Below are 18,414 nucleotides of genomic sequence, written 5' to 3'. Positions count from 1 at the left end.
AGTATTACTCTTCGTTAAAGTGTTAAAAATTCACTAATTGCTTGCTCTGCGCCAACGTTATTGATGTTGGTATAACAATCATCCACCGAAGCCATAAACTCACTGTCGCTGAAAAAATTGAATTTGCTGGCGCCAGCTAATTTTAGAAAGTTATGCACGTCATTATTTACATGCTCGTCGATACATTGAGCAAAATCGTGAGAAAGGGGATCGTTTAAATCTTCGTTTATAACGGCTTTGCGCACAAAGCAAACCCATGCCGCCAAAGCGAACGCGAGATAAGCGTACTCTTTACTATTACTTAGCGCATCATCGACAGAAGGGAACAATCGCTGTTGAATTTTCTGAGAACTGTCGGTGCCGACTTGCAACACGCCATAGGGGAGGCGACTGTTACGAAACCGCTGTAAAACATCATCTATATAAACTTCACCGTTAACACTTTCAGGAACCGAGGTGACGGGCATGACATTGCGTTTTAGGGCTTGTTCAGTAAATAACGCTAGTGGCTGGCGCTGTAAAGCCTCATGAATATAGCGGTCGCCCGCTAAATAACCCAATGCTGACAACATAGTGTGGCCCGCATTTAAAAAGCGTAATTTCACTTTTTCAAACGGCGCAATATCGCTAACAAAAAGTGCCCCCGCTTGTTCAAAAGGCGGCTTCTTACCAGCAAAGTTATCTTCTATTATCCATTGCGTGAACGGTTCAGCTGAGACAGGGGCGTTATCAAGAAGCCCAGCATCTTGGGCTACTACATCAATAAGTGATTGGTCTGTTGATGGCGTTACTCGGTCAACCATTGATGAGCTAAATGCTACGTTTTTAGCAACCCAGGATAATGTTTCTTCACTGTGTAATTCGAGTAGTAGGTTAACACCATCTTTTAAGCGCTGGCCGCCAGCGTGCATATTGTCGCAACAAAGCACGGTGAGTGGCGCTGCGTTGTCTTTGCCTCTTTTAATTAGTGCGGCGGCTATAAAACCGTAAACTGTTACTGGTATAGCCAAAGAATTTATATCATTAACTATGTCGGGGTGAGATTGGTCAATAACTCCGTCTGAAAGGTAATAACCTTTTTCTGTGATGGTAGTGGTGACTAATTGAGTTTTATCATCTGCCACTTTCTCAACCACTGCCTGGGGGTCTTCAGGCCCCACTAATATATTCTTGATAGCGCCTATTACTCGGTATCGTGTCTCATCACCGAGTATAGCCAAGGTATAAAGATAATCTTGCGACGTTAAATTGTCTCGCATGGTGGATGAACGTAGCGATACACCAGTAATACCCCACTGGCTTTCCCCCTTATTTAATAACGTGTCGCAATAAACCGCTTGATGGGCGCGATGAAAATTTCCTGCGCCAAAATGAACTATCGCTGAGGATGTTTCGCTAAGTGCGTATTGGGGCCTGTCGACCGAGGCTTTTAGGTTTTCTAAAGTGTAATTGTTTAACGGGGCAATTTTCATTAGTTCCACTTTAAATACGAGAAATTTAGAGGATAAGTTGAAGGTGGGTACAAGAAAAGGTGACCTACCTATCATTACATATCCAAATAACTATATTACCAATAAGGCTAATACGTTGACGATTTGTTAATGGAATCATTATGACCATTTCTAGTTTGATGTCTAGCCCACTCAGCTCAGATCAAAAAAATTACCACAGCTTACTGAAAGTTAACTTGCAATATAAATTAACAAATTTAGTACATGACTCCACTCTATCCTACTGAAATAGGGGGTTATTTAAGCGAAAAAAGTGTTTAGTAATAGTTTGGTTAGTTAAGGTTGTGTTAATTGGCATTACAATTTTAGTCTAATATTAGTAAAAAAGAGGTGAGTAAAGGTTGACCATGAGTGGTTTTTGCTCTAGTTTTGTAATCATCTTGTAAAGATCGTGTTTATTTATTAAATCAAGATGCACTAATCGTAAATTAGCAAAGTGATTTTGGATAGCCGGATGTACTTCCAAAACACTGCAAGAGGAAACACACATGGGACACAAACTATCTAAAATTACCTTAGCGATGTTATCTGCTACATCGTTAAGCTTTGCCACTTCCACACTCGCACAAGAAGCTCAAGAAGAAGCCGAAAAAGATGTAGAAGTTATTCAGGTTTCAGGTATTCGAGCATCATTATCAAGTGCGCTAAATGAAAAACGTTTTAGCAACAACTTGACCGAAGTGATTCAAGCTGAAGATATTGGTAAATTGCCTGACCAAAACTTAGCGGAAGTTTTAGAAAACGTAACTGGTATCCAGATTACTCGTGAAGCGGGTGTTGGTACTGGCGTACAAATTCGTGGTACTGATGCAAACCGCACAGAAATTAACGGTGTTTCTACTGTTGGTTCTGGCGCAGGTCGAAGTGGTATCGATTTTGAAGATGTGTCTGCATCAATCATCTCTGCGGTTGAAGTGACTAAATCTCCTGAAGCGAAAACAATTGAGGGTTCAGTAGGCGGTACAATAAACCTGCGAACTATTCGTCCTTTGCAATTAGATGAAATGCTAGGTTCTATTCGCGTTCAGGGCGAAAACAGCAGCCTCTCTACAGACAGTACATTTATGCCTCGCGTTTCAGGAACTTGGGGTGACAATTGGGATACTGACCACGGTAAGTTTGGTATTGTTTTAAGTGGTAGTTATTCAGAACAAGATGTAACTGCATTTCGACCTCGAGCCGACCGAGATAATTTGGTTACTGCCGATAGTGGTTTAGCAAGTGCTCAGTCGTTTGATTTCCTTCCTGTTCAATTCTTAGTTCAAGATTATGACAACTACGAATACGAGACTATGAACTTCGCAGGTACCCTAGAATGGGCGCCTACCGATAACACTAAAGTGTTTTTCGATGCGGTAATTAACGACCAAGAGCGTAGACAAGAAAGCTCACGTGTTCAAGCATCTGGCTTAAGCGATTTACGAGGAGTTTCTGTACCTAGTTCGTTCGAAACAGCTGACTTCGGTTCTCTAGGTGGAACTGATTTAGGTAGTATTCAAGCTGCCCTTACCGGTGTGATTCCTGTTGAAGATGGCGGCGGCGATCCTAACTTACGTTTTTCAAGTGATACAAACTCTCGTATAACTAAAAGCGAAATATTTAGGCTTGGTGGTGAGTGGGTTGGTGAAAAAATGACTGTGAGTGTAGAAGTATCGTCTTCTAGTTCATCTTCTGATACGCCAAGTTTTAACACCACGCTTAACTTTATTAATCCAAATGTTGCTACTAATGATTCAAACGAAAACGGTACCCCGTTTGAATATGATTTATCAGGTGATTCTTTAGCATTTGGTATTGCAACCGGTGAAGCTAACGCACCTACTGTAGACCAGCTTTTAGACCCTGCTAACGTTGTATTACGTGACGTTAATATCGGTCAAAACTCAGTTGATAATGGCGAAGACGCATTTCGCGCTGATTTTACTTACTATTTAGATACAGACTATTTCCGCTCTGTAGATTTCGGTTATCGTTATAGTAAAGCAACTAGTGTGAATAATGAAGTTAGCGAAAATCTAGGTTTACGCTCTATGGCAGATAGCCCATCGGGTGATTTGTTTGCAGACATACTTACAGCAGGTCCTGATAACTTCAATGATGCTGACGGTCGTTCTTTATATATCAGTGATTTCTTGCTGATAGACCCAGAGCTTGTTGCATCAGACCCTGATGGCGTTTTAGCTACGCTTCAACAAGCAATGACCGCACACGGTTCATCTGAAACGTTAAATGCGCCAACTTCAAGCTCTTCTGGTTTCTTTGATATTGAAGAAGAAACACATGCCTTGTATGCGCAAGTAAACTTTGAATATGAGATGTTCCGAGGTAACTTTGGTGCTCGCTACTTGGAAACAGATGTTACATCTGTAGGTAACTCAATTACTTCAGATGGTGACGGTAATGCTCTAGTATCTCAAGTAACCAATGAAGGTAACTATGACTTCTTCCTACCTCGTATAAACATTGTTGCTGATGTAGCTGATGACATTGTTTTACGTGCTGGCTGGTCTCAAGATATCAGACGTCCTAATTTCGACGATTTATCTACTTCCGTGACTTTTAGTACAAGTCCTAACCCATTTGTATCGATTGGTAATCCAAATCTTGTACCTGAAAAGGTTACTTCTTACGACGTGTCTGCCGAATGGTATTTTGCAGAAGCGAGTGTATTGAGTATTGGTTATTTCCATAAAACTCGTGAAGACTTGCATGTTGACCAGAACATAAGCGCGGTAGAGGATCCTGTTACAGGTTATCGTGACTTGACTGACCCTTGTGAAGGCGGTGGAGTATTCAACCCTATTGCAGACATAAACGTGTTTGGCCCAGAAGTAGGTACCGGCGTATGTGTCGGAACATCGACCAAGATTAATGATACTGGCGAAACTACGCAAAAAGGTATCGAAATTGCGGTTCAGTATGATTTAGCTGGCTTTGAGAGAGAGCTTGGTTGGGCATCTGGTTTCGGCGTACTAGCTAACTACACAATTCAAGAATTCTCTGGTGGTGAAACAACAAACCGTGCGACAAGTCGTGCAGGTCAAGTTTTCGCAGCATCAACAGGTATTGACGATATTGATGTAACGCGAGTTCAAGGGTTACTTAACCTGTCTGAAAACGCTTATAACTTTACCTTGTACTATGAGAAGTTCGGTCTATCTGCTCGTATGCGTTACACATGGCGTGAAGCGTACCGTTCAGACGACTTCGGAAGTACATCTAGTTTCCCTTGGGGCTTCCCAGTGGTTCAGGAAGACCGTGGTCAGCTTAACGCAAGTATTAACTATGATGTTAACGAAGACTTCAACATAGGTATCGAGGCGGTAAACATTACCGAAGCAGAAGTAGAGCAGTCTTGTGTTAATCAAGGCTCACTATTGTGCTTCCAAGGTCTTACCGACCGCAGAATTACTGTAGGTGCTAACTACCGCTTCTAATTAGCGAGTAGCTTCATCAACAATAGTAAATTGAAATACCCCAGCAATAGCTGGGGTATTTTTTTGTCTACAATTTAGTTAGCGTTTGTTTAAGACTTATCACTCTATTAAAAAGGGGCGTGTGTATAGAAGCAGGCGGACACGTACTTATAAACGTATGTTGAAGAGTGCCAGAGGAATAGCCTTTAACTACAGAGCACACGAGGCTAATGACAAAAGTTTATGTATAAAGGGGTTAAGTACAAGGGGTATGCGAGACAGCTCGGGTACAAAAAGGCACTTTTAAAAGGCATCATCAAAAGGCACCTTCAAAAGAGCATGAAACAGACACAAAAAAGCTGCGTAAAGGTTATCCAAAATTATGGGTCTTTACGCAGCTTTTAATTAGGTAAGTAACCAGTGCGCTTTTATATCAAGCGCTCCCGTATCAAGTGCACTCTTGTATCAAGTGCACTAGGAATAGGCTACTGACCTTTAATTTCAGAGCGACCTTTATAAGTTGCCGCATCACCCAAGGCTTCTTCAATGCGAAGAAGTTGGTTGTACTTAGCAACACGGTCAGAACGACAAAGTGAACCAGTTTTGATTTGGCCAGCCGCAGTACCTACTGCTAAATCAGCAATAGTAGCGTCTTCAGTTTCACCAGAACGGTGAGAGATAACCGCTGTGAAGCCTGCATCTTTCGCCATCTTAATTGCGTTCAATGTTTCAGTTAGTGAACCAATTTGGTTGAACTTGATGAGGATTGAATTACCAATACCGTTATCAATACCACGCTTAAGAATTTTAGTGTTAGTTACAAACAAGTCGTCGCCAACAAGTTGTACTTTTTCACCAATCTTATTGGTTAAGCTTGCCCAACCGTCCCAATCACTTTCGTCTAGGCCATCTTCAATAGACACAATAGGGTACTTGTCAGCAAGGTCGGCTAGGTAATCACCAAAGGCTTCAGAATCGAAGCTCTTGTCTTCACCAGACAATACGTATTGGCCATCTTTGTAGAATTCAGATGCCGCACAATCTAGTGCAAGCGTAATATCTTCATTCATTTTGTAGCCAGCGTTTTCTACTGCTTGAACGATAACCGCTAGCGCTTCAGCGTTAGAGCTAAGGTTTGGTGCGAAACCACCTTCGTCACCAACGGCCGTGTTTAGGCCTTTAGCAGAAAGTACTTTCTTCAGTGAATGGAAAATTTCAGCACCCATGCGAAGGGCTTCTTTGAAGCTCTTTGCGCCAACGGGCTGTACCATAAACTCTTGAATGTCTACGTTGTTGTCAGCGTGCTCACCACCGTTGATGATGTTCATCATAGGTACTGGCATTGAGTATTGACCAGGAGTGCCGTTAAGATCTGCAATGTGCTCGTAAAGGGCAACGCCTTTCTCTAAAGCTGCTGCTTTAGCAACTGCTAGCGATACCGCTAGAATAGCATTAGCACCATGAGTTTCTTTATTTTCTGTGCCGTCTAGGTCAATCATGATAGCGTCGATATCAGCTTGCGCTAGTGCATCTTTACCTAAAAGCGCAGGGGCAATCTCATCGTTAATAGCGGCTACGGCTTTCATTACGCCTTTACCTAAATAACGAGACTTATCGCCGTCACGAAGTTCTAGTGCTTCTCGGCTACCGGTTGAAGCGCCAGATGGTGCCGCAGCACGACCCATAACGCCTGATTCTAAATACACGTCGGCTTCTACGGTAGGATTACCGCGTGAGTCCAGAATTTCGCGACCAATAATGCGACTAATTTTCGCCATGTTTTTTCCTTAACAATTGTTTGGGAACACAAACGGGAGAAAGTGTTCCCTTATTAGAAATTAATGATTCTCTTTTTGATACTGTCCAGCTGCAGCGACAAACCCTTTAAATAATGGGTGTCCATCACGTGGGGTTGACGTAAATTCAGGGTGGAACTGACCCGCAATAAACCAAGGATGGTCAGATATTTCTATTACTTCTACAAGTCGTTTATCAGTGGACAAACCACTTACCTTTAACCCTGCTGCTTCAATTTGTTCACGAAGGTTGTTGTTTACTTCGTAGCGATGGCGGTGACGTTCATAAATTTCAGCACTGCCATACATTTCATGTACTTTAGTGCCTTCAATTAAGTGGCAAAGTTGGCTACCTAAACGCATAGTGCCGCCTAAGTCTGAATTTTCAGTACGCACTTCAGTGGTACCCGCTTCATCAAGCCATTCTGTAATTAAGCCAACGACAGGGTAAGGCGTTTCAGGATCGAACTCAGAGCTGTTCGCATTTTCCATACCGGCTACATTGCGAGCAAACTCGATAAGGGCTACTTGCATACCAAGACAAATACCTAAGTAAGGCACTTTGTTTTCACGAGCATAACGGGCTGCCGCAATTTTACCTTCAATACCGCGCTCGCCAAAGCCGCCAGGCACTAATATCGCATCTAGCTTTTCTAGAATTTGTGCACCTTTGCTTTCAACATCTTGCGAGTCGATATGGTGAATATTTACGGTTAAGCGGTTCTTCAAACCTGCATGCTTAAGGGCTTCGTTAACTGACTTATAAGCATCTGGCAATTCAACATACTTACCAATCATACCAATGTTAACTTCAGCAGTAGGATTAGATTCTGCGTAAAGTACCTGTTCCCATTCTGATAGGTCGGCTTCTTTACAGTCAAAACCAAAGCGGTCTACCACAAGTTGATCCATACCTTGCGCTTTAAGCGCTGCTGGAATGCGGTAGATGCTGTCTACATCTTTAAGCGAAATTACCGATTTATCGTTTACGTTGGTGAACAACGCAATTTTAGAACGTTCAGTCGATGGCAATGCGCCTACAGAGCGGCACACTAGAATGTCTGGCTGAATACCAATCGAACGAAGCTCTTTCACTGAGTGCTGAGTTGGCTTAGTTTTCACTTCACCAGAAGCTGGCATGTAAGGCACTAAGGTTAAGTGCATGTACATAGCTTTTTCGCGGCCAAGCTCGGTACCTAGCTGACGAATGGCTTCTAAGAAAGGTTGTGATTCGATATCACCTACCGTTCCACCAATCTCAACAATAGCCACATCGTGACCTTCAGCGCCTTCAACTACACGGCGTTTAATTTCGTTGGTAATGTGTGGAATGACCTGAATAGTGGCGCCTAAGTAGTCGCCTCGACGTTCACGTTTTAGTACTTCTTCGTATACCCGCCCGGTAGTGAAGTTGTTACGCTTCGTCATACGGGTGCGAATGAAACGCTCGTAGTGACCAAGATCAAGATCGGTTTCTGCGCCATCATCGGTAACAAATACTTCGCCATGTTGAATAGGGCTCATGGTGCCTGGGTCGACATTAATATACGGGTCGAGTTTTAACATGGTGACGGTGAGCCCGCGAGCTTCAAGAATTGCGGCTAACGACGCAGCGGCAATACCTTTACCTAGCGATGAAACTACACCACCGGTGACGAAAATATAATTTGTCATGCGAAACCTAGAACGTTGAGTTGTATTGGGTAAATATGAGTGTAGTTTAGGAACTAAACTACCCATACTTTGGACGGGATAATAGTATACGCAAGTTAGTGTGAGCAGACAATCTGTTTGCCCACACAATCGCTTCTTTTACCTATTTGAGCGCTGCTTTTGACGCAAGCGTTCCTTTTTAGGACTGACTTAAACGCTTTAGCGTGTAAATGAGGTCTAGCGCTTGGCGTGGTGAAAGCTCATCCGGCGATAAGTTTTCCAACGCTTCTACAACCGGATGCGGTTTATCTGGAAACAACAGTTGAGACTGTGCAGGTGTTGTCGCCTTTGAACCTGTCTTATTACTGGTTGCTTTAGCGTGTTGCTCGCCAGTTCTATCAGCACCGGATTCAGTGTCAGAAATAAGATGCGCGTTTTCTAAAATAGCGAGTTTTTGCTGCGCTGCTTTAATAACAGGTTTAGGCACACCCGCAAGCTGCGCAACCTGTAAACCGAAGCTCTTACTGGCCGCGCCATTTTGCACACTATGCATAAACCGGATGGTATCGTCGTGCTCTACCGCATCTAAGTGCACATTAACCACGCTCTTTTCAGTATCAGGTAACTCGGTAAGCTCAAAATAGTGGGTTGCAAATAGGGTGTAAGCATTCAGCTTTTGAGCAAGATAGCTGGCGCACGCCCATGCCAATGACAAACCATCGTAAGTGCTGGTGCCGCGGCCAATCTCATCCATTAAGACTAACGAATGCTCGGTGGCATTGTGCAGAATGTTGGCAGTTTCTGTCATCTCTACCATAAAGGTTGAGCGACCAGAGGCCAAATCGTCAGATGCGCCAATACGGGTAAATATCCTATCGATTTTACCAATATGGGCGTTTTGTGCAGGTACATAGCTGCCAATATACGCTAACAGCGCAATCAGCGCGGTTTGGCGCATGTACGTCGATTTACCGCCCATATTAGGGCCAGTAATAATAAGCATACGCTGGCTATCGTTAAGCGTTAATGGGTTGGCAATGAAAGGGTCTTTCATAACCTGTTCCACCACAGGATGGCGACCTTCTTCGTAGGTAAGTGCACTTTCCATACTTAACGTAGGGCGATGCCAATCAAAACTTAACGCGCGCTCGGCAAAACAGCATAGTACATCGAGTTTAGCCAGCGCCGCCGCAGTTTCAATTAGCACATTTAAGCGTGGTGCAACTTCATCGAAAAGCGCTTCATAAAGCTGTTTTTCAAGGGCCAGAGCTCGGCCTTGACTGGTTAATACTTTATCTTCGTGCTCCTTAAGCTCTGGAGTAATAAAGCGTTCAGTATTCTTAAGGGTTTGCCTGCGAATATATTCGGCGGGTGCTTTGTCGCTATTAGCGCGGCTAATTTCGATAAAAAAACCATGTACCCGGTTGTAGCCTACTTTTAGGGTTGAAATGCCCGTGCGTTCACGTTCCCGTTGCTCCATGGCATCAAGGTAATCGGTAGCACCTTGAGACAGTTTTCGAAGCTCATCTAATTCACTATTAAAGCCTTCAGCAATAACACCACCATCGCGAATAACCACAGGCGGGTTATCGATAATCGCGCTATTTAATAAGTTCTGTAGCTCTGGGTAGGTACTGATGGCCTGCTTTAATTCATTAAGCTGTGCAACGTTATACGCCCCCAGTGCTTCTTGAAGGTCTGGCAGAGTATTAAGCGCGTTTTTGAGCCTAGCGAAATCCCTAGGTCTTGCTGAACGTAATGCCAACCGTGCCATTATACGCTCTATATCCCCAATGGTTTTTAAATGGCTGCGAATAGCATCTGGCTCGTTGTCGATTAGTGCTTCTATGGCGTCTTGCCGGTTATGCAATTCGTGCTGGTCAGTGATAGGGGAATGAATGTAGCGTTGTAATAACCGGCTACCCATGGCAGTAGTGGTGGTATCCATTACGCTAAATAGCGTGTTTTCAATACCGCCGGCTAAATTGTGGGTAAGTTCTAAGTTTCTGCGGGTTGCAGCATCTAACTGTACGCGGCTGTCTTGTTGTTCTTTTTGAATACGGCGAATATGAGGCAGCGCGGTACGCTGGGTATCTTTCACATATTGAAGTACACAACCCGCGGCGCCAATGCCTTTGGTTAAATCTGACACCCCAAAGCCTGCCAACTCCTTAGTTTGAAACTGAGCGGTTAATTGTTCGGTGGCGGTATCGATATCAAATTCCCACTCTGGGCGACGACGCAAGCCTTTGCGCTGTTCTATTAGCGGTAAGCTTTCAAACCCTTCAGGGTAAAGTAGTTCAGCGGGGTTAATTCGTTGAAGTTCACCTAGTAAAGCATCGTCGGTGTCGCATTCAACCACTACAAAACGGCCACTGGTCACATCTAATGTAGCCACGCCGTAATGCATACTGTGGCCGCATACTGCGGCTAGTACATTATCGCGGCGTTCTTCTAATAAGGCTTCATCGGTAACCGTACCTGGGGTAACAATGCGCTGAACTTGACGTTCAACTGGGCCTTTACTGGTAGCAGGGTCGCCTACTTGTTCGCAAATGGCTACCGACTCACCCAGTTTAACTAAGCGTGCTAAATAGCCTTCTACCGCGTGGTAAGGAACACCGGCCATGGGGATAGGATCGCCACCAGATTTACCCCGTGCGGTTAACGATATATCAAGCAGTTCTGCGGCTTTCTTGGCATCATCGAAAAACAACTCGTAAAAGTCGCCCATACGGTAAAACATAAGAATGTTAGGGTGTTGCGCCTTTATCGTTAAATACTGGCGCATCATAGGAGTGTGTGATTCCAAAAAATGCCTCGTGCTTTTTTATTGCTGATACTTGCGATAACTCAATTTGTTATATTAACAGAAGAATTATTAACAGAAGAGTGATTAAAAGAGCAGGGATGCTAAAATAACCGCTTTTTACGTTTGCTGTGTATTATTGATATGAGTACGAAATTTTCAACCATTTCGTGATTGCATTAATAGATTGATAGCTCACACTTGTAAGCACATCTGCACAGTTTAACGCCTCACGGCCAAAGCTGTTAACAGCGCCGATAGCGATAAAAGGACATTCATGGTATCTGACAATACAACAGAGATGGTGACTGCGTTAGGTAATGCCCTTCGCCGTAAAGGCTGGACGGTTTCAAGCGCAGAATCTTGCACAGGGGGCGGAATTGCGTTCGCCTTTACCAGTATTGCTGGCAGTTCGGACTGGTTCAATCAAAGTTGGGTGACGTATTCAAACGACGCTAAAATGCGTGAATTAGCTGTAAAGCCAGAAACCCTGAATGCGCATGGTGCGGTGTCGATGCAGACCGTTGAAGAGATGGCGGCGGGGGTTAAGCACAAGAGCGGCGCGAATGTCGTGGTCACCGTAAGCGGTATTGCAGGCCCAGGCGGCGGCAGCGATGAAAAGCCCGTGGGTACGGTTTGGTTTGGGTTTATCTGCGGTGAAAAGACAGAAAACATTAAACAGGTTTTTGCTGGAGACCGGGAGGCCGTTCGCCTGCATGCGATAGAATTTGCGATTACGCATTTGTTGGCGATGTTGGCTGACTGATTCGACGATCAGCCAAGAAGTATCCAATCAGACCCCAATAAGCAAAATAAAATGAAAACTCAGGTTGAAACTGTATGCTTGTACAGTATAGAATGCACGCAACACTTGGTAAGGTGTCGGTAAGCAAATGTTGATGCAATGAATGTTAGCAGTACTAATGAATTTTACTATTAGTAAAGATAGCAAAGGCAGCTTCAACCAAGACATCACCAACTATAGAATTTAACCGCTAATCCTAGAGGATATTGACGTGGACGATAACAGATCTAAAGCTTTAAGTGCCGCACTTGGGCAAATTGAAAAGCAGTTCGGCAAAGGCGCAATTATGCGTTTAGGCGACAACCAAGCGATGGACATTGAGGCTATCTCTACAGGTTCACTAACCATTGATATCGCTTTAGGCATAGGCGGTTTGCCATGCGGCCGTGTGGTAGAAATTTACGGACCTGAAGCATCGGGTAAAACAACACTTACCTTGCAGGTAATTGCAGAAGCTCAGAAGAAAGGTAAAACCTGTGCCTTCGTAGATGCTGAGCACGCGTTAGACCCAATTTATGCATCAAAACTTGGTGTTAATATTGATGAACTTTTAGTATCTCAGCCTGATACGGGTGAACAAGCGCTTGAAATTTGTGACATGCTGGTTCGCTCTGGCGGTGTTGATGTAGTTATCGTTGACTCGGTTGCTGCCCTTACGCCAAAAGCAGAAATTGAAGGGGACATGGGTGATTCACACGTTGGGTTACAAGCGCGATTAATGTCGCAAGCATTGCGTAAACTTACCGGTAACATCAAGCGTTCAAACACCTTGTGTATCTTCATTAACCAAATTCGTATGAAAATTGGTGTAATGTTTGGAAGCCCAGAAACAACTACAGGTGGTAATGCACTTAAGTTCTACTCTTCTGTTCGTCTAGATATCCGTCGTATTGGCGCGGTTAAAGAAGGCGACGAGGTTGTAGGTAACGAAACTCGCGTTAAAGTTGTGAAGAACAAAGTGGCACCACCATTTAGGCAAGCTGAATTCATGATTCGCTATGGCGAAGGTATCAGTAAAGAAGCTGAACTTATCGACTTAGGTGTTAAGCAGAAATTAGTTGATAAAGCCGGTGCTTGGTACAGCTATAAAGGCGACCGTATTGGTCAGGGTAAAGCGAACGTAATGAAGTTCTTGAAAGAAAACCCAGCTATTGCCGATGAAATTGAAAAACAAATTCGCGCTGAGCTACTTTTACCTAAAACTGTGAAAGTAGAAGAAGTACCTGCTGCAGAAGATGATGCTCAGCAGTAACTCGCAACGTACTATCTGTAATAGATAGTCGAGAATCGTGTTATTTAAAAGCCCGCCATTTGGTGGGCTTTTTTGTGCTCGAAAAACATACTTCTTAACACTTTAATTCCATACTCTGCATTGAATTAAAATAAAAAAACAGTAAAGCTGTAATAAAAATAGAAAGGCAAAGACTAGTACGGTAAGCATTCGATTTAAATAATAAAAAAAGGGAAGGGATATGATTGAAATATCTAGTCTTGCTAAACGCTTCGAGGTGGAAAACCCCAAAAAGCTAAGTGAGCAAGAGAAAAAGGATCCACGATTAAAAGGGCGCTACTTTCAGTCAGTGAAAGATGTTTCGTTTTCATGTGGTCAGGGAGAAGTTCTTGGTTTACTAGGGCCAAACGGTGCAGGAAAAACCACGACCTTACGCATGCTTTCAACAGCACTTAAACCAGATAGCGGTACCGTGGTCATTGATGGTGAAGATGTGCTAGCCAACCCAATTATTGCGCGTAAAAAAATAGGCTTTCTGTCTAGCTCAACCGGCTTGTATGGCAGGCTGACTGGGCGAGAAAATATTGCTTATTTTGGCGAACTGCATGGCATTAATAAATCGACAATATCAGCACGAATCGAAGAAATGGCTGACTTGCTTGATATGCAGAGTTTTTTGGACAGACGCGCAGAAAATTTTTCATCTGGCATGAAACAAAAAACAGCCATTGCCCGCGCTGTTATCCACGAACCTTCCTTGGTAGTGCTTGATGAGCCTACCACTGGTTTAGATATTATGGCTACGTCTACAGTCATGGACTTTATCCAACGACTTAAAGACAAGGGAACCCCAGTTATTTTTTCTACCCATCATTTAGATGAAGTTCAAATGCTTTGCGACCGAGTAACGGTGATTAATCAAGGCGAAACAGTTTTCAATGATTCCCTTGCCGCCTTTAGTGCGCTATCGGGCGGAAAAATGCATAAAAGTTTCTTACAAACATTAAAATTAGATACAGGGGCGGTAGGCAATGTGGTTAATCTTTAAAAAGGAATTCAAAGAGTTATTGCGTGACCGCAAAACCATTATTTTTATGATTGTATTGCCCTTGCTGCTTTTCCCATTAATTTTTGGTGTAGCCATGTTTTTCATGAATTCCGCCACTGAAAAAGCCGAAAACGTAGTATTGAAATATGCCATTGTGGGCGAGCAATATGCACCAGAGATGTCGAAGCAATTCGCTAGTGAAACCAATAAATTTACAGTGGTGGATATTCAAGATGAAGTAAACTACGCCAAGCTCATTAAAGATGAAACCGTTGATTTTGTTTTAGTCATCCCTGAAAGCTTCAACAGCGATGTGCTCGCTTCTGGACAGCATAAGCTGCAATTGTATTTAAATGATGCTGGTTTAAATAAAGTAGTAGGGAGAGTCTCTGAAATTGTCGATATTCACACCGACGAATTTCAAAAGTCAGCCTTTGCCAAACTGGGTTTAGACGAGAATCAGCAAAAAGCATTATTGGCGCCAATTGTCATTGAAAAAGAAAATATAGCGGATGATCGTGAAGTATGGGGCGAGCGTTTAGGCGGGCTATTACCTTATTTTATTTTCATTTTATGCCTACAAGGTGCTATGGCACCAGCATCAGACTTAGGTGCGGGTGAAAAAGAGCGGGGTACGCTAGAGACATTATTGATATCGCCAATGGAGCGTTACAAGCTTGTATTGGGTAAATTCTTCACCATTGGTGTTGCGGGCCTAATTACCGCACTTATCACCGTATCTTCCATGGCCATATGGGGTATTGTTTTATCTCAAGGAATGGCGATTGAGTTTGTGGCAGAGGTAATGGCGATGATCGGCATTATTGATTTTGTACTTATCTTTTTAATGCTAATACCAGTAGTGGCTATATTTGCCGCGGTCTTATTGTCACTTTCTATTTATGCTCGCTCATTCAAAGAAGCACAAAGCTACATGGGCGCGCTGATTATGGTGGTGATTTTCCCTGTGCTGATTGCCATGATGCCAGGGGTTAAGTTAGAAGGTGGTTGGATTTGGGTGCCACTTACCAATGTTGCACTAGCGATGAAAGAGTTATTTAAAGGCACTATGGATTACTTTGCCTTGTTCGGCATATTTACATCTACAGTAGCCATCGCAGCAGCACTCATTGCATTTTGTGTATATTGGTTTAATAAAGAGAAAGTACTATTTAGGTAAAATGATAGATCCACTGTACAAATTTCATAAGCAGCAATGTTGAGAAGTTTAACGTTGCTGCTTTTTATACTTCATAATTTATATTCTTAACCACACCTTCCCACCCAGGCGGAATTTTTCCTTGAAGAACATAGGAATACGCCAGTAGTTCTGCAATAACAAAATATAACGATTCAGGTATATCCTGCCCTAAATCTAAGGTGCTAAGCACTTCGCTAAGATAGGGGTCTTCATGAATAAGAATACCTGACTCTTCAGCCATGGCAATAATAGCTTCTGCAAGGTCGCCGTAGCCTTTCGCTACCACTTTCGGCGCTGTTTTTTTGTCTCCACCATCGTATTTTAAACCAATAGCACGTTTCGCTTTTTCACTCATACTCTGGTCTCAAAAATTTGATGTGGCCGTTTATTCAGTGTTTCAGGTATATGGCCCCGCTGGAAACTCATTTTCTCTATATTAAGACCTAAATCAGCTAATCGGCGCTCTAGAAAAGGCAAGGTATCAGCAACCCGAGTCAGTACAGTTTCGTTGGAAGTATAAAGGTCAATAGTGATGGTATCGGTGTCTATTTTGGATTTGGCGAGTAATTGGCCCGCATCACCAATATCTAGTTTCATGGTGACATTCCATAAACGTCGACCACCAGCTTTACCCTCTTTTTCATGTTGTCGGTCAGGCTCTCTTTGCACTAAAAGTTCAGCCGGTGCGTAATGTTGAGACACAGAAGGTAATGCATAGAAAAAACTATCTTGCCCTTGAGCCCGAGTTTCAGCTTGAGCCACTTTACTGTGTTGGTGGTTTGCCAATAAAGTTTTTAAATTGGCCAGTAAATTTGTGCGACTATCAAGATTAGCAACATCTTGCGCAACACGGCTAGAAGGGGCAGTGCCAGATGCATTAGTTATCGTTTTACTTATAATACTGTCCGGTGAATCAATTTGAGCTTTAAGAGATGGCTGTCTTGATAGTGCTCGGCCTGCTAATGATAGTTGTAATAATGCCACTAAACCCTGTACAAAATTTGAAGCGGCAATAGGGGACGTCAATGATAACGGCGTTACCGCGATAGCGGGGGAGTTAACTAAAGCATGAATGCGCGAAGCTATAGATGCATCGGCGTTATGTTGAGTCGCCTGGGTATTTTGTGGGGTATTTGGCGTTGAGGGCTTTGCCTCTAAACCGTCTTTGTCTCCATCCTGTAAATTAGTTACTTGAGTTGCTGCTCTATCACTCGAAGGGGCCGTATTCGACGGGGAACCGATATTGTTGCCCAGGGGGTCTTTGCTCTGCGGGGCATTTCCACGAATGCTGCTCCCAGAGCCACCAAGCAAAGCAATCAGTTGAGAAATACTTTTACGCAAACTGGTATCAGCGCTACCTGTATTTATATCTCCAGCGGCCGTTTTTAAGCTAGCAGTATTGTCATTTGTGGACGCATTACTCTCTAGGCTCGAATTAGGTGAGGTAGATGTAGTAGTGGCATTGGGTATTTGGGGGGTAATTAACGGCCTAGCACTGGGTAATGCGTTGCTATTTATTCCCGTAATTTGCTTAGCTATTTGACTTAATACAGCAGTGGTTTTATCGCTGCCTTCGACAGTCCCGTTAAGTATTGCCGTTAACTGTGTTAGCGCTTGTTGGGTAGAGCCTGTCTGACTAAGTAATGCACGAGATAAAGTAATGATAGCTTTGTGGACATCAGTCCCTTGTATCGAAGCACCTTTGCTATCTAACGCGGTGGTTAAATCCGGCGATGACTTAATTGATAGAGAACTAGACGCTTGATTAGCATTATCTGCTTTTGCTCGTTGAACTAAATCGTCACTACCATTTACCGAAATTTTCGCTGTGGCATCCGTCACAACGGAATTACTTCCAGCCCCTTTTCCAACCCCTCTTTCAACTATAGCTCCCACAGGAATAGCTGAAGCACTAAGTTTGGCGGCAAGTTGCTCTGAAGCCCTTGGAATGACAGCACCACCTTCAGGTGAAGGGAACTTCAATACTGCCTGACTGGCAGCGGAATACGATGTTAGTGTATTGCCCTTAAGGCTGAGCATAGATACTTGCTGCAAAGTATTTTGTGTTTGAATATTCGGAAGTTGCTTAGCAATTGTATCTGGCACATTAGCGTTGCCTAGGTTGCCATGTCCGAAAGCGATACCTTGGGAGCGCAATGTATTGGTGATGACAGACGAAACTTTGCTATCTGTTATCGATAATAGAGCGGCTTGTAAAGTGGAAGCTGCTGATTGTGCCGCCAAGTTTGTTTGTTTCGATGACGTTATTGCAACTGCCAATTTACCCGTATCACCAGGCACTTGATTAAGTGACAATGAAACCAGCTTGCCATTGTTTTTGATATCGCTACTTAATTGCGCTGCGGCGTCAGGCTTTAGTTGTAAATTTAACTGCTGACCATCTGCTAGCGATAGACTCAGTTGATTATTCGTTAATTGCGTAACAGTTGCCTGCACATTAATGCGCATGTTCTGTTGTGGTGTCGGCATAGATGCCAGCATGGTCGCTAACGAAAGTGAAAGAGTTTTAAGCTGCATCGCCGTAATTTGACTGGTACTCATCCCTGTTTCAGTGCTAATAAGGGCAGCTTGAGTTACTCCACCTTGGCTGAAAGAGGTTAATTGAGGGCGCTGTGGCGGCAGTAAATCTGCGCTTTTCAAAAGTGAAACTTGTGTTGCCGGTTGCCCTTGCGTTTGAATAGCAAGGATCTGTTCAGGCAATCGGGCCACGGTTACCTTCGCGGCGGTATCAAGCGCAGCAGCTTGGGATAAATTATTCAGCACAGATGCTGCCGACGATTTCGACCCTGAAGCATTCTGAGTAATATTTGAAAGCAATGCGCTTAACTGTGATGTCATAACGAGCTTATCGGCAAGGTGAGCGACGAGTTTAATCGGTTATAAGAAGTATAGGTAATAAGTAAGGCATATCACCGCGTTTGTG

Annotated in this window: 11 protein-coding genes; 5 read left to right on the top strand and 6 right to left on the bottom strand. The window is 43.5% G+C overall.

The window, feature by feature from the left end; translation table 11 throughout:
- Positions 1-14: 14 nt before the first annotated feature.
- Positions 15-1,472, bottom strand: a complete 1,458-nt coding sequence (locus Q4561_RS00405; protein WP_303456471.1) for a mannitol dehydrogenase family protein — start codon at positions 1,470-1,472, stop codon at positions 15-17.
- Positions 1,473-1,999: 527 nt separating this feature from the next.
- Here Q4561_RS00405 and Q4561_RS00400 point away from each other — a divergent pair.
- Positions 2,000-4,948, top strand: coding sequence for a TonB-dependent receptor (locus Q4561_RS00400; protein ID WP_303456468.1), 2,949 nt, complete (start codon positions 2,000-2,002; stop codon positions 4,946-4,948).
- Positions 4,949-5,412: 464 nt separating this feature from the next.
- On the opposite strand, the gene eno is transcribed toward Q4561_RS00400, so the two are convergent.
- From eno to mutS, 3 genes are all read right to left on the bottom strand, one after another.
- The gene (gene eno / locus Q4561_RS00395) at positions 5,413-6,705 is read right to left on the bottom strand and encodes a phosphopyruvate hydratase (protein WP_303456466.1); all 1,293 of its coding nucleotides are present in this window, start codon (positions 6,703-6,705) and stop codon (positions 5,413-5,415) included.
- A 60-nt stretch (positions 6,706-6,765) separates the two neighbouring features.
- Positions 6,766-8,397 (bottom strand): CTP synthase, encoded by a 1,632-nt coding sequence (locus Q4561_RS00390; protein WP_303456463.1) that lies wholly within the window; start codon positions 8,395-8,397, stop codon positions 6,766-6,768.
- Positions 8,398-8,575: 178 nt separating this feature from the next.
- A complete protein-coding gene (mutS, locus tag Q4561_RS00385; RefSeq protein ID WP_303457163.1) occupies positions 8,576-11,170 on the bottom strand; it encodes a DNA mismatch repair protein MutS in 2,595 nt (864 codons plus the stop codon).
- A 292-nt stretch (positions 11,171-11,462) separates the two neighbouring features.
- Here mutS and Q4561_RS00380 point away from each other — a divergent pair, with 292 nt between their 5' ends.
- The 4 genes from Q4561_RS00380 (at position 11,463) to Q4561_RS00365 (ending at position 15,449) form a co-directional block, all read left to right on the top strand.
- The gene (locus Q4561_RS00380; protein WP_303456460.1) at positions 11,463-11,951 is read left to right on the top strand and encodes a CinA family protein; all 489 of its coding nucleotides are present in this window, start codon (positions 11,463-11,465) and stop codon (positions 11,949-11,951) included.
- A 250-nt stretch (positions 11,952-12,201) separates the two neighbouring features.
- On the top strand, positions 12,202-13,242 hold the full coding sequence (gene recA / locus Q4561_RS00375; protein WP_303456457.1) for a recombinase RecA: 1,041 nt from the start codon (positions 12,202-12,204) through the stop codon (positions 13,240-13,242).
- Positions 13,243-13,462: 220 nt separating this feature from the next.
- Positions 13,463-14,269, top strand: coding sequence for an ATP-binding cassette domain-containing protein (locus Q4561_RS00370; protein ID WP_303456455.1), 807 nt, complete (start codon positions 13,463-13,465; stop codon positions 14,267-14,269).
- Positions 14,253-15,449: an ABC transporter permease gene (locus Q4561_RS00365; protein ID WP_303456452.1), complete on the top strand. Its 1,197-nt coding sequence runs from the start codon at positions 14,253-14,255 to the stop codon at positions 15,447-15,449. Before Q4561_RS00370 ends, Q4561_RS00365 begins: the two co-directional genes overlap by 17 nt.
- 64 nt (positions 15,450-15,513) lie before the next feature.
- Here Q4561_RS00365 and Q4561_RS00360 read toward each other — a convergent pair whose 3' ends face one another.
- Entirely contained in the window at positions 15,514-15,825 is a 312-nt protein-coding gene (locus tag Q4561_RS00360; RefSeq protein WP_303456450.1) for an EscU/YscU/HrcU family type III secretion system export apparatus switch protein, read from the bottom strand.
- The gene (locus Q4561_RS00355; RefSeq protein WP_303456447.1) at positions 15,822-18,329 is read right to left on the bottom strand and encodes a flagellar hook-length control protein FliK; all 2,508 of its coding nucleotides are present in this window, start codon (positions 18,327-18,329) and stop codon (positions 15,822-15,824) included. The genes Q4561_RS00360 and Q4561_RS00355 overlap by 4 nt, the downstream gene beginning before the upstream one ends.
- Positions 18,330-18,414: the final 85 nt, after the last annotated feature.

The organism is Alteromonas sp. 1_MG-2023 (assembly GCF_030547075.1).
Taxonomy (GTDB): Bacteria; Pseudomonadota; Gammaproteobacteria; order Enterobacterales; family Alteromonadaceae; genus Alteromonas.
Note: the sequence above shows the minus strand (reverse complement) of the source record. Positions and strands in the feature narration are given on the sequence as shown.

Coding starts and splice junctions, on each gene's coding strand:
- Q4561_RS00365 (WP_303456452.1), top strand. CDS start 14,253: ATGTGGTTAATCTTTAAAAAGGAATTCAAAGAGTTATTGCGTGACCGC.
- mutS (WP_303457163.1), bottom strand. CDS start 11,170: ATGATGCGCCAGTATTTAACGATAAAGGCGCAACACCCTAACATTCTT.
- Q4561_RS00355 (WP_303456447.1), bottom strand. CDS start 18,329: ATGACATCACAGTTAAGCGCATTGCTTTCAAATATTACTCAGAATGCT.
- Q4561_RS00380 (WP_303456460.1), top strand. CDS start 11,463: ATGGTATCTGACAATACAACAGAGATGGTGACTGCGTTAGGTAATGCC.
- Q4561_RS00390 (WP_303456463.1), bottom strand. CDS start 8,397: ATGACAAATTATATTTTCGTCACCGGTGGTGTAGTTTCATCGCTAGGT.
- Q4561_RS00360 (WP_303456450.1), bottom strand. CDS start 15,825: ATGAGTGAAAAAGCGAAACGTGCTATTGGTTTAAAATACGATGGTGGA.
- Q4561_RS00400 (WP_303456468.1), top strand. CDS start 2,000: ATGGGACACAAACTATCTAAAATTACCTTAGCGATGTTATCTGCTACA.
- Q4561_RS00405 (WP_303456471.1), bottom strand. CDS start 1,472: ATGAAAATTGCCCCGTTAAACAATTACACTTTAGAAAACCTAAAAGCC.
- eno (WP_303456466.1), bottom strand. CDS start 6,705: ATGGCGAAAATTAGTCGCATTATTGGTCGCGAAATTCTGGACTCACGC.
- Q4561_RS00370 (WP_303456455.1), top strand. CDS start 13,463: ATGATTGAAATATCTAGTCTTGCTAAACGCTTCGAGGTGGAAAACCCC.